This is a genomic window from Rhodoferax sp. PAMC 29310 (assembly GCF_017948265.1).
In the GTDB taxonomy this organism is placed as follows: domain Bacteria; phylum Pseudomonadota; class Gammaproteobacteria; order Burkholderiales; family Burkholderiaceae_C; genus Rhodoferax.
Window position 1 is genome coordinate 249,508 of record NZ_CP072852.1, and the last position, 14,922, is coordinate 264,429.

Annotated in this window: 12 protein-coding genes; 8 read left to right on the forward strand and 4 right to left on the reverse strand. The window is 54.2% G+C overall.

Annotated elements, in window-relative coordinates:
- Positions 1-46: 46 nt before the first annotated feature.
- Positions 47-1,291: a GNAT family N-acetyltransferase gene (locus J8G15_RS01190; protein ID WP_210545423.1), complete on the reverse strand. Its 1,245-nt coding sequence runs from the start codon at positions 1,289-1,291 to the stop codon at positions 47-49.
- On the opposite strand from J8G15_RS01190, the gene J8G15_RS01195 reads away from it, so the two are divergent.
- Entirely contained in the window at positions 1,290-2,966 is a 1,677-nt protein-coding gene (locus tag J8G15_RS01195) for an NAD+ synthase (RefSeq protein WP_210545425.1), read from the forward strand. The genes J8G15_RS01190 and J8G15_RS01195 overlap by 2 nt on opposite strands.
- Positions 2,967-2,992: 26 nt before the next feature.
- Positions 2,993-3,331 carry a P-II family nitrogen regulator gene (locus tag J8G15_RS01200; RefSeq protein WP_210545427.1) on the forward strand — a complete coding sequence of 113 codons (339 nt, stop codon included), beginning with the start codon at positions 2,993-2,995 and terminating at the stop codon, positions 3,329-3,331.
- 42 nt (positions 3,332-3,373) lie between these two features.
- Here J8G15_RS01200 and J8G15_RS01205 read toward each other — a convergent pair whose 3' ends face one another.
- Positions 3,374-3,895: an RDD family protein gene (locus J8G15_RS01205; RefSeq protein WP_210545428.1), complete on the reverse strand. Its 522-nt coding sequence runs from the start codon at positions 3,893-3,895 to the stop codon at positions 3,374-3,376.
- A gap of 308 nt (positions 3,896-4,203) precedes the next feature.
- On the opposite strand from J8G15_RS01205, the gene J8G15_RS01210 reads away from it, so the two are divergent.
- The 6 genes from J8G15_RS01210 to pbpG all read left to right on the forward strand — a co-directional run bounded on the left by J8G15_RS01210 (position 4,204) and on the right by pbpG (position 11,357).
- The gene (locus J8G15_RS01210; RefSeq protein WP_210545431.1) at positions 4,204-5,979 is read left to right on the forward strand and encodes an acetolactate synthase 3 catalytic subunit; all 1,776 of its coding nucleotides are present in this window, start codon (positions 4,204-4,206) and stop codon (positions 5,977-5,979) included.
- Between the two features lie 83 nt (positions 5,980-6,062).
- Positions 6,063-6,554: an acetolactate synthase small subunit gene (gene ilvN / locus J8G15_RS01215; protein WP_210545432.1), complete on the forward strand. Its 492-nt coding sequence runs from the start codon at positions 6,063-6,065 to the stop codon at positions 6,552-6,554.
- A 21-nt stretch (positions 6,555-6,575) separates the two neighbouring features.
- A complete protein-coding gene (ilvC, locus tag J8G15_RS01220) occupies positions 6,576-7,592 on the forward strand; it encodes a ketol-acid reductoisomerase (protein ID WP_210545434.1) in 1,017 nt (338 codons plus the stop codon).
- Positions 7,593-7,662: 70 nt separating this feature from the next.
- Entirely contained in the window at positions 7,663-8,475 is an 813-nt protein-coding gene (gene pssA / locus J8G15_RS01225; RefSeq protein WP_210545437.1) for a CDP-diacylglycerol--serine O-phosphatidyltransferase, read from the forward strand.
- A 205-nt stretch (positions 8,476-8,680) separates the two neighbouring features.
- Complete coding sequence (locus J8G15_RS01230; RefSeq protein WP_210545438.1) at positions 8,681-10,219, forward strand: 2-isopropylmalate synthase; 1,539 nt, start codon at positions 8,681-8,683, stop codon at positions 10,217-10,219.
- A gap of 115 nt (positions 10,220-10,334) precedes the next feature.
- Positions 10,335-11,357: a D-alanyl-D-alanine endopeptidase gene (gene pbpG / locus J8G15_RS01235; RefSeq protein ID WP_210547410.1), complete on the forward strand. Its 1,023-nt coding sequence runs from the start codon at positions 10,335-10,337 to the stop codon at positions 11,355-11,357.
- Positions 11,358-11,421: 64 nt separating this feature from the next.
- On the opposite strand, the gene J8G15_RS01240 is transcribed toward pbpG, so the two are convergent.
- Positions 11,422-12,201, reverse strand: a complete 780-nt coding sequence (locus tag J8G15_RS01240) for an IclR family transcriptional regulator (RefSeq protein WP_210545440.1) — start codon at positions 12,199-12,201, stop codon at positions 11,422-11,424.
- Positions 12,202-12,336: 135 nt separating this feature from the next.
- Positions 12,337-14,730 (reverse strand): RNA polymerase sigma factor RpoD, encoded by a 2,394-nt coding sequence (rpoD, locus tag J8G15_RS01245; RefSeq protein WP_210545442.1) that lies wholly within the window; start codon positions 14,728-14,730, stop codon positions 12,337-12,339.
- Positions 14,731-14,922: the final 192 nt, after the last annotated feature.

Genomic DNA, 14,922 nt, shown 5'->3' on the forward strand with positions numbered 1-14,922 from the left:
AGCACCCGGGAAACTGGGGCGAACCTGAGTACGCCTTGGGTTTAGGTCACGGTGACTGAGGCGGCCGAAGCGGGCTGCGCTGCTCTAGGTGTTTCATGTATTGCTCAATGCCTTCGCCTTCGCGCTCCAAAAACCGCTCCACCGCGTCAGAGAAGGACGGGTGAGCCAGCCAATGGGCGCTGGTGGTCGACACCGGCAGCAGAGCGCGGGCCATTTTGTGCTCGCCCTGGGCGCCGCCTTCAAAGCGCTGGTAGCCGTGTTGGATGCACCACTGCAGCGGTTGGTAGTAGCAGGCCTCAAAGTGCAGGCAGTCCACACGCTCCATGGCGCCCCAGTAGCGGCCGTAGGCTACCCGCTCCTGATCTTTTAAGCCATTTTGGCCGCTGGCCTCCGTCTGCAATGCGCTAATAGATATCAAACTAGTAGCAATTTTCTGTCCGCTGCGTTCGCCGACAAACAGCAGCCAGTTCTCTGGCATGGTGTCGGCCATGCGTTGGAAGAAGTCGCGGCTCAGGTAAGGGGCGTTGCCGTGCTCGAGGTAGGTTCGCTCATAGCACTGGTAGAAAAAGTCCCAGTCGTCGTGCGAAATGTCAGCGCCTTGTGACCAGCGAAAACGCACGCCAGCGTCAAACACCTTGCGCCGCTCCTGGCGAATCTTCTTGCGCTTTTCTTGGGCCAATGAGGCCAGAAAGGCGTCAAAGTCAGCATAGGGTGGGGTCGTGTTGCTCCAGTGAAATTGCACCGTGTGGCGAAGCATCATGCCGGCCTTTTCGCAGGCCAGGGTGTCCGCCGCTTCGGTGAATAGCAGGTGAAGGGACGACAGCTTTTCGGTCTCGCACCACTGCACCAAGCCTTTGGCCAGCATGGCCCGGTCCGCTGGCGTGCGGGCCATCAGCCGGGTGCCGGGCACGGGTGTGAAGGGCACGGCCACCAGGGCTTTTGGGTAGTAGTGCAGGCCGTGCTGCTGGTAGGCCTGCGCCCAGGCGTGGTCAAACACATACTCGCCGTAAGAGTGTGTCTTGATATAGAGCGGGCAGGCACCGACCAGCTCACCACCGCACTCCAGCAGGATGAAAGCCGGCGTCCAGCCAGTGGCAGGTGTTGCGCTGCCGCTGGCATGCAGGGCCGCCAGATATTCGTGGCGCATGAAGGGTGTGGGCTGTGGCTGGGCCTGCAACAGGGCGTTCCAGGCAACGGAATCCACTGCCTCGGGCGAGGTCAGAACCCGGATGACATAATCGTTTGACTCGTGCTTCACTGCGTTTTTATTCTTTCTACACCTGCGGTTCATGACTCTCAAAATCTGCGTTGCCCAACTCAACTTCGTGGTGGGCGACTTGGCTGGCAACTCGAAAAAAATTGTGGACGCCGCCCATACGGCCTATGCTGAGGGCGTTCGCCTGCTTTTGACGCCAGAACTGTCCATTTGCGGCTACGCGGCGGAAGACTTTTTTTTGCGTCCGGCCTTCATTGCGGCCTGTGATGATGCCGTGAAATCAGTGGCCCGCGCGTTGACCGGGTTAAAAAACATGTCCGTGGTGGTGGGTCACCCCACGGGTCACGACAGCCACACTCGCTCAGTCGCTGTGCCCCGTCGTCACAACACGGCCAGTGTGCTGTGTGAGGGACGCGTAGTGGCTTCATATGACAAACGGGAGTTGCCTAACTACCAAGTATTTGACGAGCGCCGTTACTTCACACCCGGTGACGGGGTCTGTGTGTTCGAGGCCGGAGAAGCGGGACACCGGGTCAAGGTGGGTCTGCTGATCTGCGAAGACGCCTGGTTTGATGAGCCGGCGCGCCTCGCCCATGCGGCGGGCGCTGAATTGCTGGCGGTGATCAACGCCTCGCCTTTTCACGTGGGAAAAGGCAATGAGCGCGAAATGATGATGCGCATCCGGGTCCATGACTGTGGCCTGCCGCTGGTCTATGCCCACTTGGTGGGCGGGCAAGACGAGGTGATTTTTGAGGGCCATTCCTTTGCGCTTGATGCAGACGGCACGGTAGCGGGGCGCGCGCCCAGTTTCGCGGAAGATCTGTTCGTGGTCCTCGCCAGTAAAGCGCAAGGCGCTATCAAACTGGAAGCAAGTGTGGCCCCGGAGCGCACGGCAGACGCTGACTTGTGGGATGCCCTGGTGCTGGGTGTGCGTGACTACATCGGTAAAAACGGATTCCCCAGCGTGCTTTTGGGCTTGTCGGGCGGCATTGACTCGGCGCTGGTGCTGGCTGTGGCAGTCGACGCCCTGGGCAAGGATCGGGTTCGTACCGTGATGATGCCCTCACCCTACACGGCGGACATCAGCTGGATTGACGCGCATGAGATGGCCAAACGCCTGGGTGTGCGCTACGACGAAATTTCGATCGTGCCGCAGTTTGAGGCCTTTAAAACCTCACTGGCCACCGAGTTTCAGGGCTTGGCCGAAGACACCACTGAGGAGAACATCCAGGCCCGCATCCGAGGCACGCTGTTGATGGCGCTGTCCAACAAGTTTGGCGGCATCGTGCTCACCACGGGCAACAAGTCAGAAATGGCCACAGGTTACTGCACGCTTTACGGCGACATGGCTGGTGGCTTTGCCGTCATCAAGGACGTGGCCAAGACGGCTGTATTTCGGTTGGCCCGGTGGCGCAACCTACATGACCCGTATGGCAGGGGCAAGCAGCCCATCCCCGAGCGCATCATTACCCGTCCGCCAAGCGCCGAGTTGCGCGCTGACCAGACCGATCAGGACAGCCTGCCGGCCTACGAGGTGCTGGACGCGATCATTGAGCGTTATATGGAAAATGACCAAAGCATTGAGGCCATTGTTGCCGCAGGTTTTGAGCGCCATGACGTCGAAAAAGTGACGCGATTGATCAAAATAAACGAATACAAACGCCGCCAGTCCCCCGTGGGCATTCGCGTGACCCACCGCAGCTTCGGCAAAGATTGGCGTTATCCTATAACCAATAAGTTTCGTGCATAGCGAATCAGTTCATCTAAAGGAAGACCATGAAACAGATCACCGCCATTGTTAAACCGTTCAAGCTCGAAGAGGTGCGCGAAGCATTGGCCGAATGCGGCGTCACCGGGCTGACTGTCACTGAAGTCAAAGGCTTTGGCCGCCAAAAAGGCCACACAGAGCTCTACCGGGGCGCCGAGTATGTGGTTGACTTTCTGCCCAAAGTCAAGGTCGAAGTGGTGGTGAACACCGATGACGTGGACCGCTGTGTTGACGCAATCGTCAAGGCCGCCCACACCGGCAAGATTGGTGACGGCAAGATTTTTGTGACCAATGTGGAGCGCGTGGTGCGAATTCGCACTGGCGAATTGGACGAGTCCGCCATCTAGCGTTGAGTCAAACACTCGCCCACCCAGATTGGCGAGTGTGGTTTAGCGCTTGGCAGCGTGTGGCATGGCAACCAGCCGGGTTCCTGCCAACGCATCGTGCCAGAACTGTCGCTGAGGGTGGAAGCGGCTCAAAATGGCCCATACGGCCACCCAGCCCAGAACAATCACCACGGACTCCGGGCCCGACAAGTGAAATAGTGACGCGGCCCCCAAAGCAGGCAGAAACCAAAGCCAGCTAAGCACATAGCGCAGCAAGGCGCGGGCCTGTGAAATGGGGCGACCCTGCGGGTCAACCACCTTGATTTCCCAGGTTTTCATGGCCAATGTCTGTCCTTTGGCCCAAAGCCAGACAAAATAAATCCCAAAGACCACGAACAAAAACCCCTGCAACCAGTGGCGGTTGTCCATGGCGTTGCGAGTTTGGCTCAGCGTGCCAAAGAGGTAGCCGGCAATAAAAACCACGCCAAACATCAACAAGCCTTCGTACAGCCAGCATGCCATGCGACGGTAAAGACTGGGGGTGAGAAGGGTGGGTTGGGGGGATTCTGGCGCAGTGGTGTTCATGGTGGCGGTCTGGCTTCCTGCGGTCGCAGGCTGAAGCGGCAGTAGTGTATTGCCTTTGCCGATGGGCTGGTTTACGAGTCTAGACTTTGCGAAATTCGCTCTAGATGTTCGCAATTTGGGTGGCTTTAACAGGATTCATTTGCTGCAGTGCGATAATGCGAGTTGCAATTCAAAAAAGCAAACGGGTCATGGTCCGGCGCAAGAATCAGTGCGCTCATGGTTTTGGCCTCAAGTTTCGACGCGACTTCACAAGAGTCTGCGAAGAAGCACCCAAGGTCTTTCGTTAGAGAAATTCACAAAGGTTCATCATGGAAATCACACAAGCAGAAATCGCTTCAGCCGCTGCCGCGTCAGCTGCAAAAGATCAAGAATTGCGCGGAGCCGAGATTCTCGTCAAGTCGCTCCAAGCTGAAGGTGTCAAATACATCTGGGGTTATCCCGGTGGTGCTGTTTTGCACATCTACGACGCTTTTTACAAGCAAGAGACCATTCAGCACGTTTTGGTGCGCCACGAGCAAGCTGCCGTGCATGCTGCTGATGGTTATGCACGTGCCACAGGCGAAGTCGGAGTGGCGTTGGTCACGTCCGGCCCCGGCGTCACGAATGCCATTACCGGCATTGCGACCGCGTACATGGACAGTATTCCGATGGTGATCATCACAGGACAGGTTCCAACCGCGGCCATTGGCCTGGATGCGTTTCAAGAGTGCGACACCGTGGGTATCACTCGGCCCATCGTGAAGCACAATTTCCTGGTCAAGGACGCGCGCGATCTGGCCATGACCATGAAGAAGGCGTTTCACATCGCCCGCACAGGTCGGCCCGGTCCTGTTGTCGTTGATATCCCGAAAGACGTGTCCTTCAACAAGGTGCCCTATGCCGGCTACCCTGAGTCGGTCGAAATGCGTTCTTACAACCCGGTTCGCAAGGGCCATGGCGGGCAAATTCGCAAGGCGCTTCAGTTGCTGTTGGCCGCCAAGCGTCCTTACATTTACACCGGTGGCGGTGTTCTGCTGAGCAATGCTTCGGCTGAGTTGCGTACTTTGGTGGACATGCTGGGTTACCCCTGCACCAACACCTTGATGGGCTTGGGCGCTTACCCGGCCAGTGACCCCAAATTCCTTGGCATGCTGGGCATGCACGGTACTCTGGAGGCCAACAGCGCGATGCAAAACTGCGACGTATTGTTGGCGGTGGGTGCGCGCTTTGACGACCGCGTGATTGGTAACCCCAAACACTTTGCCCAGAATGAGCGAAAGATCATTCATATTGATATTGACCCCTCCAGCATTTCCAAGCGGGTGAAGGTTGACATCCCTATCGTAGGTGATGTGAAAGACGTGTTGACCGAGATGATCGCAATGATCAAGGAAAGCACGGTCAAGCCAGATGCGGATGCGCTGGGTGCATGGTGGGACACGATTGCAGGCTGGCGCAAGCGCGATTGCCTAAAGTATGACCACGGCAAAAATGATGTCATCAAACCCCAGTATGTTGTTGAGACACTCTGGAATATGACCAAGGACGCCGATACCTACGTCACGTCTGACGTCGGTCAGCACCAAATGTGGGCGGCCCAGTACTACCGCTTCGATGAGCCACGCCGTTGGATAAACTCGGGCGGATTGGGAACCATGGGCGTGGGCATTCCTTACGCCATGGGCATCAAACTGGCGAAACCTGACAGCGAGGTTTACTGCATTACGGGCGAGGGTTCGGTGCAAATGTGTATTCAGGAGCTCTCGACCTGCTTGCAATACAACACGCCTATCAAAATCGTTTCGCTGAACAATCGCTATCTGGGCATGGTGCGACAGTGGCAGGAAATGGAGTACGAGGGACGCTACAGCCATAGTTACATGGATGCATTGCCCAATTTTGTGAAGCTGGCGGAGGCCTATGGCCACGTTGGAATGCTGATCGAACGCGCTCAGGACGTTGAGCCCGCTTTGCGCGAAGCGCGCAAGCTGAAAGATCGCACGGTGTTCATGGATTTCAGAACCGATCCAACCGAAAACGTCTTTCCCATGGTGAAGGCTGGGAAGGGCATCACCGAGATGTTGCTGGGTTCGGAAGATCTTTAACTAACTATTGACGATTCAATTGCTTGCCAAGCCCCGGGGTTACCGCCACGGGGGGAGGGCGGTGAAAAGAGGAGTCTCAAATCATGAAACACATCATTGCAGTTTTGCTAGAAAACGAAGCGGGCGCTCTCTCCCGTGTCGTCGGCCTTTTCTCGGCGCGCGGATACAACATTGAGTCGTTGACCGTAGCGCCAACCGAAGATCCCAGCCTGTCTCGCATGACGATTCAGACGCACGGATCCGATGAAGTCATTGAGCAAATTACCAAACACCTGAATCGATTGATTGAGGTCGTCAAGGTTGTGGACCTGACCGAAGGTGCTTACACCGAGCGGGAGCTCATGATGGTCAAGGTACGCGCTGTGGGCAAAGAGCGTGAAGAAATGAAACGAATGGTGGATATTTTTCGGGGTCGTATCATCGACGTCACCGACAAGAGCTACACCATTGAGTTGACGGGTGATCAAGCCAAAAATGATGCGTTTTTGCAGGCGATTGAGCGCGGGGCTATTTTGGAAACTGTCCGTACTGGTTCCAGTGGAATCGGACGTGGCGAACGTATTTTGCGAGTTTAATTTTTTACAACGGAGAATGAAATGAAGGTTTTCTACGACAAAGACTGTGATCTCAGTCTCATCAAAGGCAAGACAGTTGCCATCATCGGTTACGGCAGCCAGGGCCATGCTCACGCTCAGAATTTGAACGACAGCGGCGTCAAAGTAGTGGTTGGTTTGCGCAAAGGTGGCGCGTCTTGGCCAAAGGTCGAGAAGGCTGGCCTGAAGGTCGCTGAAGTGGCTGAAGCTGTCAAGTCAGCTGACGTCGTCATGATTTTGTTGCCCGACGAGCAAATCGGCGCGGTTTACAAGAACGACATTGAGCCCAACATCAAGCAAGGCGCCTCCCTGGTGTTTGCTCACGGTTTCAACGTTCACTATGGTTTGGTCACACCCCGTGCCGACCTGGATGTCTGGATGGTGGCGCCGAAGGCTCCCGGCCACACGGTTCGTGGTACTTATGCCCAAGGTGGCGGTGTTCCTCACCTGATCGCGATTCATCAAGATAAATCGGGTCGCACTCGTGACTTGGCGTTGAGCTATGCCATGGCCAACGGTGGCGGCAAGGCCGGCATCATTGAAACCAACTTCCGCGAAGAAACAGAAACCGACTTGTTCGGTGAACAAGCTGTGTTGTGCGGCGGTACGGTTGAGCTGATCAAAGCGGGTTTCGAAACTCTGGTCGAAGCAGGTTACGCGCCTGAAATGGCTTACTTCGAATGCTTGCATGAGCTGAAGTTGATTGTGGACATGATTTACGAAGGCGGTATCGCCAACATGAATTACTCCATCTCCAACAATGCCGAGTACGGTGAGTATGTGACTGGACCACGTATTGTGACCAGCGCGACCAAAGACGCGATGCGCCAGTGTCTGAAGGATATTCAAACCGGCGAGTATGCTAAGAGCTTTATCTTGGAAAGCCAGGCGGGAGGCCCAACTTTGCTGAGCCGTCGTCGTTTGACATCCGAGCACCAAATCGAGCAGGTTGGCGAGAAGCTTCGCGCGATGATGCCTTGGATCGCGAAAAACAAACTGGTTGATCAAACCCGTAACTGATCTTGATCAGTTGATATAACAAAGGTCACCTCGGTGGCCTTTGTTACTATGGCGTTTGGAGAAGAACACTATGCATGGCGGGAATGACTTGGACACTACAGATACCGATGGCGTCGTTGTAAGGAAAAGACGAAAAGGCATTTATATACTGCCAAACCTGTTTACCCTGGCTGCACTTTTTGGTGGCTTTTATGCCATCGTTATGGCCATTGATGGCCGGTTTGACTTGGCCGCAGTCGGTATTTTTTGCGCCATGGTGCTGGACAGTCTGGACGGTCGGATTGCACGCATGACCAATACGCAAAGTGCGTTTGGCGAGCAAATGGACTCCTTGTCCGACATGGTCTCTTTTGGCGCGGCGCCGGCCATTATTGCTTATGTGTGGGCCTTGAAAGGTTTGGGGCGTTGGGGGTGGATTGCCGCTTTCGTCTATTGCGCCTGTGCGGCTCTTCGTTTGGCACGCTTTAATGTCAACACTAGTGTTGTTGACAAACGCTACTTTCAGGGTCTGCCATCGCCGGCTGCCGCGGCGTTGGTTGCGGGGTTTATTTGGGTGATGACCGACCTCGGTGTCGCGGGTTCGAGCGTAGCTTGGCCCATGTTTGCCTTGGCGCTGTATGCTGGTTTGACCATGGTCACGAACGTGCCTTTTTACAGTTTCAAAGACATCAACATGAAGCGCAGTGTTCCTTTTGTTGTGATTGTCTTGATCGCCCTTGGAATTGCTGTGATCAACATTGATCCCCCCATAGTGATTTGCGGCCTGTTCTTGTTGTACGGCTTCAGTGGCTATGTGATTTACGGATGGAGAAAAGCCAAAGGCATGCAGACCAGTGTGATCAGTACTTCAACAGACGAGCCAGAAGAGCGCGGACTTCATTGATTTCTTTCAAGTTCGTACCTTGGGCGAAATCGTCTGTGATACATTAATTTAATGAAATTTGTGCTGTCGCTGCGGTATTCGTCTGACGGACGGGCTTCGTAGCGCAGGCACTCAGCGTACTCAAAGCCCGTTTGCAATTGCAGCGGGCTTTTTTATGGCATTAACTTGACTGAGTTGTATTGACTCAGCTCTCTGGAGAAACGATATGTCCGACAAACTCATTATTTTTGACACCACTCTCCGTGACGGGGAGCAATCCCCTGGTGCGTCAATGACCAAAGATGAAAAGCTTCGCATTGCGCGTCAGCTTGAACGCCTGAAAGTGGATGTCATTGAAGCCGGATTTGCCGCCAGTTCTAACGGCGACTTTGAAGCGATTCGAGGCATTGCCAATGAGATCAAGGACTCGACTATTTGTTCGTTGTCTCGGGCCAATGATCGCGATATCGCGCGTGCTGCAGAGGCGTTGAAGGGGGCCAATAGCGCTCGAATTCATACGTTTATTGCTACTTCAAAGTTGCACATGGAGATGAAGCTCCGCATGACGCCAGATCAAGTGTTTGAGCAGGCCAAGCAGGCGGTGCGTTTTGCCAAAAATTTGGTCAGTGATGTTGAATTCAGCCCGGAGGACGGGTATCGCAGTGACCCCGATTTTTTGTGCCGGGTCATTGAGGCGGTGATCAATGAGGGCGCGACCACCATCAACGTACCAGACACCGTTGGTTATGCGGTTCCCGAGCTCTATGGCAATTTCATCAGGACTTTGCGAGAGCGCATTCCCAACTCAGACAAAGCAGTTTGGTCCGTGCATTGTCACAACGACTTGGGGATGGCGGTCGCCAACTCTTTGGCCGGTGTGAAGATCGGCGGCGCGCGTCAAGTCGAGTGCACCATTAATGGTTTGGGTGAGCGAGCGGGCAATTGCAGCTTGGAAGAGGTCGTGATGGCGATCAAGACTCGTCGGGACTATTTCGGTCTGGATTTGGGGATTGATACAAAGCACATTCTGGCCGCCAGTCGCATGGTGAGCCAGACCACTGGTTTTGTGGTTCAACCCAACAAAGCGGTGGTGGGCGCGAACGCGTTTGCGCATGCGTCCGGTATCCATCAGGATGGCGTGCTCAAGGCTCGTGACACCTATGAAATCATGCGCGCGGAGGACGTTGGCTGGACGGCCAATAAGATTGTTCTGGGCAAGCTCAGTGGGCGCAATGCGTTCAAGCAGCGTCTGGTCGAACTGGGTGTGCAACTCGACAGTGAGGCGGATGCCAATGCTGCGTTTGCGAAGTTCAAAGAACTGGCCGATCGAAAAAGTGATATCTTCGATGAAGATATTTTGGCCTTGGTCAGTGATGAAAGTGTGGTTCATCATGACGAAAACTATAGTTTTGTCTCCTTGTCGCAGCACAGTGAAACCGGAGAGCGCCCGCACTCCACGGTAGTCTTCACTGTGGGCGGCGTTGAAGTCACAGGTTCGTCCGATGGGAATGGCCCGGTCGATGCATCCATGAAGGCGATTGAGTCCCACGTGAAGAGTGGCGCAGAGATGGTGCTGTACTCCGTCAATGCAATCAGTGGCAATACCGAAAGCCAAGGCGAAGTGACCGTGAGGTTGCAAAACAGTGGGCGGGTCGTGAATGGTGTGGGCGCCGATCCCGATATCGTCGTCGCTTCGGCAAAGGCCTATCTCAGCGCGCTCAATAAACTTTACAGCAAAGTGGACAGAGTGGCAGCGCAAGGATAGCTGGATCGGCCTCAATGTCTTGAATATTCTTTAAGAAAGGCACGCAAGTTGTTGATATTGCGTGACTTATTTGGGTAAACTCGATATATTGAGGCAAATATTCGGAGATCAACATATGTCCCATCTAAATTTGATTTCATCTGGACGATTTCTCCGCCAGGTTGCCTTGATCACGGGCTTGTCAGTTTTCTTCTTCGCTATGACTGCGCCTGCAGCCTATGCAGCGACGAGCAAACGAGCGGTTTCCAAAACCATAAAATCGGTCAAATCCAAAGCAGCTGTCAAGCGGACAGTTCGTAAAGGCGCGGTTTCCAGCAAGCGAGTGGTTTCGAAAGAGGCCGTAACCGCACTGGCACCGTCCTCTGTTGGTCATCAAACTGGCTTGCAAAGTTCGGCAGACTTGCTGAACCTCAAATCCAGCGTTGCGCTCGTGATTGATCAAAACACAAATGAAGTCTTGTTTAGCAAGAACGACAAGGCTGTCCTGCCCATCGCGTCGCTAACCAAGCTGATGACTGGGCTGGTGATCAGTGGCGCGCATCTGCCCATGGATGAGCTGATTGAGATTACACAGGACGACGTTGATACGGAAAAAGGCAGTTCGTCTCGACTAAGAGTTGGGACTGTGTTGAGTCGGGGGGAGTTGCTTCATCTTGCGCTGATGTCTAGTGAGAATCGGGCAGCCAATGCACTTGGGCGCAGTTTTCCTGGGGGCCCGTCCGTATTCGTAAAGTTGATGAACGACAAGGCAAGATCGCTTGGCATGTTGAGTACAGCCTATGTTGAGCCAACAGGCCTGTCGAGCAAGAACCAGTCCAGCGCGCATGATTTGGTCAAATTGGTTGATGTGGCCTATGGCGACCCGATGCTCAGGGAGTTTTCGACATCTCCAGGGTATCAAGTGGCCGTGGGAAAGCGGACGCTTCAGTACAACAACACCAACCGCTTGGTCAAGAACCCATCCTGGGACATTGGTCTGCAAAAAACCGGCTACATCTCTGAGGCTGGGCGCTGCCTCGTCATGCAAACCAAGGTGGCTGGGCGCAATTTGATTATGGTTTTTCTGGATTCAGCAGGTAAGCTCAGCCGTTTGGGTGATGCCGAGCGAGTCCGGAGCTGGGTCGAATCAATCCATTAATGGATTGATTCCAGGGGATGCAGGCGGTACTCCGGCCGGGGTGCCGCCTGCATCCCCTTTGTCGTCAGGTTTTGCTATTGCCTAGCGTCAACGAGATATCGCGAGCAGTTGCTTGAAGCTTGGGCAACCAGCTGTCGTCAAGTCGACCTGCTGGGGATGAGATAGACAGGCCTGCAACCAGCTTCTCCTGATCGTCGTAAATGCCCGCTGCCATGCAGCGAACCCCGAGCTCGAGCTCTTCGTTGTCTTGCGCGAACCCGTTCAAGCGCACTTTGTTTAGTTCACGCTCCAACGATGTCAGTTGAGTCAGGCTATTTTTGGTTTGACCATTGAGGCCAGTCCGCATCGCATAGGCTCGAACCCGTTGTGGGTCGTCCGCAGCAAGAAATAGCTTGCCGACTGATGTGAGGTGGAGGGGGGCTCGGCCACCGATGGCTCGAACGACTTGCATTCCCGAACGCTCGCTGTAGGCCCGTTCGATGTACACAATTTCGTCACCTTGTCGCAAGCTTAAATTTACCGGCTGCTGAATGAGTTTGTGTAGATCACGCATGGGGATCAAGGCGGCGTCTCTCACATTCAGACGTGTTTTGACCAGATTCCCCAGTTCTAGCAAACGCATGCCAAGTCGATAAGTGCCAGGGTGCGGCCGGTCCACGAACCGGCCTGTCGCCAAGTCGTTCAATATGCGATGAGCCGTTGACGGATGGAGTCCCGTTTTTTCACTGATCTCCTTGAGGGAAATAGCTTCTTCGCGGGAAGCTAAAACATCCATCAAGGTGAACATGCGCTCAATCACTTGTACTGTGGGTGTTGCAGGGACGCTGGCATCAATTTGACGCATGGATATTCCTAGTCTTGCTAAGTTGGTATTTTATCTTATGAAATTTAAGAGGATGCGGCGGTGTCGGCACAATGAAAAACGCCTCTCACCTCGGCAAGCGAGGTGAGAGGCGTTATTTTCTAACGTTGACGGTGTTTACAGACTGTCTGTGAAACTGCGCAACTTGTCCGAGCGGGAAGGGTGCTTGAGCTTACGCAAGGCCTTGGCTTCAATTTGGCGAATACGTTCGCGAGTGACGTCAAACTGCTTGCCCACTTCTTCCAGCGTGTGATCACTGGTCATTTCAATGCCAAACCGCATGCGCAGCACCTTGGCTTCGCGAGGGGTCAGACTGTCCAGAATGTCTTTGACAACGTCGCGCAGGCCAGCCTGCATGGCTGCTTCCATCGGAGCGGTATTGGCACCGTCCTCAATAAAGTCGCCCAGATGGCTGTCGTCATCGTCGCCAATCGGAGTTTCCATGGAGATTGGCTCCTTGGCGATCTTCATGATCTTGCGAATCTTGTCTTCCGGGATTTCCATGCGTTCTGCAAGAACACTGGCGTCGGGCTCAAAGCCAAATTCCTGCAGGTGTTGACGGCTGATTCGATTCATCTTGTTGATGGTTTCGATCATGTGCACCGGAATTCGAATAGTGCGGGCCTGATCCGCAATGGAACGGGTAATGGCCTGGCGAATCCACCATGTGGCATAGGTTGAGAACTTGTAGCCACGACGATATTCAAACTTGTCGACTGCTTTCATCAAACCAATGTTGCCTTCCTGGATCAAGTCCAGGAATTGCAGACCGCGGTTGGTGTATTTTTTGGCAATCGAAATCACGAGGCGCAAGTTCGCTTCGATCATTTCCTTCTTGGCGGCACGCGACGCATACTCACCTGCGTTCATCCGCTTGTTGATGTCTTTGAGTTGATCCAAAGGCACCACCACACTGGCTTGCAAATCAGCAAGCCTCTGCTGCAAATCCTGCACTGGCGGGATGTTGCGCTCCATGATCACGCTCCAGGGCTTGCCAGCGGCTGCCTGCTTCTCCACCCACTGCTGGTTTAGCAATTGGGAGGCGACTTTGTTGCCGTTTTTATCGCGACCACTGAATTCAGCGATGAAGTTTTCCTGCGAATACCCACACTTGTCCACAATGATGCGACGCAGCTCACGCTCTTTTTTGCGAACGTCGTCCACTTGCCCGCGAACCATGTCGCACAACTTCTCGATCGACTTTGCTGTGAAGCGGATGGACATCAACTCTTCGGACAAAGACTTCTGTGTCTTGAGGTAAGCCGGCGTTCCGTAACCTTCTTTATCGTAGAGCTTATGAATTTTTTCGAACAATTCACGCATGGTGTCGAAGCGAACCAGCGCATCACGCTTGAGTTCTTCGAGCTTTTTCGTCAACGCTTTGGAGCCACCTTTGCCGTCGTCGTCGTCTTCTTCGTCAAATTCGTCAAAGTCTTCTTCTGCAACGTAATCGTCCGCTTCATTGGGATTCGTAAAACCATCAACGATGGTCGTGATGACCACTTTGTTTTCGCGAATTTCTTCGCCAAGTTTCAGAATTTCGGCAATCGTGGCGGGTGAACCGGAGATTGCCTCCATCATGTCCATTAAGCCGCCTTCAATGCGCTTGGCGATCTCAATCTCGCCTTCACGGGTCAAAAGTTCGACCGTTCCCATTTCCCGCATGTACATGCGGACAGGGTCAGTGGTCCGTCCGAATTCGCTGTCGACGGTGGACAGCGCTGCTTCGGCTTCCTCTTCCGCTTCTTCTTCTGTCGAAGCGGTGGGGCCCGTGTTGTTCAGCAGCAGAGTTTCCGCATCAGGTGTTTGCTCGTATACGGCAACCCCCAAATCGTTCAGCATGGAGACAACTACTTCCAGCGTCTCGGCATCCACCAATTTGTCGGGCAGGTGATCGGAAATTTCGCCGTGCGTCAGATAGCCACGTGTCTTGCCCAGCTTGAGCAAAGCTTTCAGATGGGCGCGGCGCTTGAGCATTTCCTCTTCGGTGAGGATGGTTTCGTCAAGGCCGAACTCTTTCATCAAGGCGCGTTCTTTCGCCTTGCTGATCTTCATGCGCAGGGGCTTGACCTTTTCAACGGTGGCAGTCGTTTCGACTTCCGGTTCACCTTCCAAGTCAGATTCAATGTCCGACATATCGGCATCGTCTCCACCATCAGAGTCTGATTTTGCTTTTGGTTTACGACCCCGCTTCGCGCCGGGGGTCGCTTTGGCTGGAGTGGTTGCCTCAGCGGCTGCCGCTTTGGGTGGACGTCCTGGTTTTTTCTTGACCGGCTGTGCAGCCTTTAAAAGCGCATCGGCCGCTTCTTGCAATTGCTGGGCTGTCAGTTTCACGGAAGTCTTTAATGCTGTCACGGGTTTCACTCTCGGTTCAGGTTTCTTTGTAGCCTCTTTGGCTGCAGCCTTGGGCGCCACTTTTGACGGCATTGGCTTGGTGGTTGACTTGGCAACCACCTTGGCAGCGGGTTTTGCGACAGACTGAACAGGCTTCTTGGACTTTTGAACAGGCATGTATATCCCTCAGAACTCAAAAACAAATTGGATGAACAGACGCCGCAAAAGGCCGGCGCAGTTTTGGTGACAAAGGAATAATCCTCAGTGGCAAGATGTTAGGGCGAACATTTGGGATGCAGTCCTTGCGGTTAGGGGGCCGGTCGTGAACAGTGTCATCGCTTGGCCTAGTCCGGAGGTGCTGCTGTCGCT

Bases quoted from the DNA above. Each gene is read 5' to 3' on its own strand.
- ilvN (WP_210545432.1), top strand. From the start codon at position 6,063: ATGAAACACATCATTGCAGTTTTGCTAGAAAACGAAGCGGGCGCTCTC.
- pbpG (WP_210547410.1), top strand. From the start codon at position 10,335: ATGTCCCATCTAAATTTGATTTCATCTGGACGATTTCTCCGCCAGGTT.
- J8G15_RS01205 (WP_210545428.1), bottom strand. From the start codon at position 3,895: ATGAACACCACTGCGCCAGAATCCCCCCAACCCACCCTTCTCACCCCC.
- J8G15_RS01195 (WP_210545425.1), top strand. From the start codon at position 1,290: ATGACTCTCAAAATCTGCGTTGCCCAACTCAACTTCGTGGTGGGCGAC.
- J8G15_RS01230 (WP_210545438.1), top strand. From the start codon at position 8,681: ATGTCCGACAAACTCATTATTTTTGACACCACTCTCCGTGACGGGGAG.
- J8G15_RS01210 (WP_210545431.1), top strand. From the start codon at position 4,204: ATGGAAATCACACAAGCAGAAATCGCTTCAGCCGCTGCCGCGTCAGCT.
- J8G15_RS01200 (WP_210545427.1), top strand. From the start codon at position 2,993: ATGAAACAGATCACCGCCATTGTTAAACCGTTCAAGCTCGAAGAGGTG.
- J8G15_RS01190 (WP_210545423.1), bottom strand. From the start codon at position 1,291: ATGAACCGCAGGTGTAGAAAGAATAAAAACGCAGTGAAGCACGAGTCA.
- rpoD (WP_210545442.1), bottom strand. From the start codon at position 14,730: ATGCCTGTTCAAAAGTCCAAGAAGCCTGTTCAGTCTGTCGCAAAACCC.
- ilvC (WP_210545434.1), top strand. From the start codon at position 6,576: ATGAAGGTTTTCTACGACAAAGACTGTGATCTCAGTCTCATCAAAGGC.
- J8G15_RS01240 (WP_210545440.1), bottom strand. From the start codon at position 12,201: ATGCGTCAAATTGATGCCAGCGTCCCTGCAACACCCACAGTACAAGTG.
- pssA (WP_210545437.1), top strand. From the start codon at position 7,663: ATGCATGGCGGGAATGACTTGGACACTACAGATACCGATGGCGTCGTT.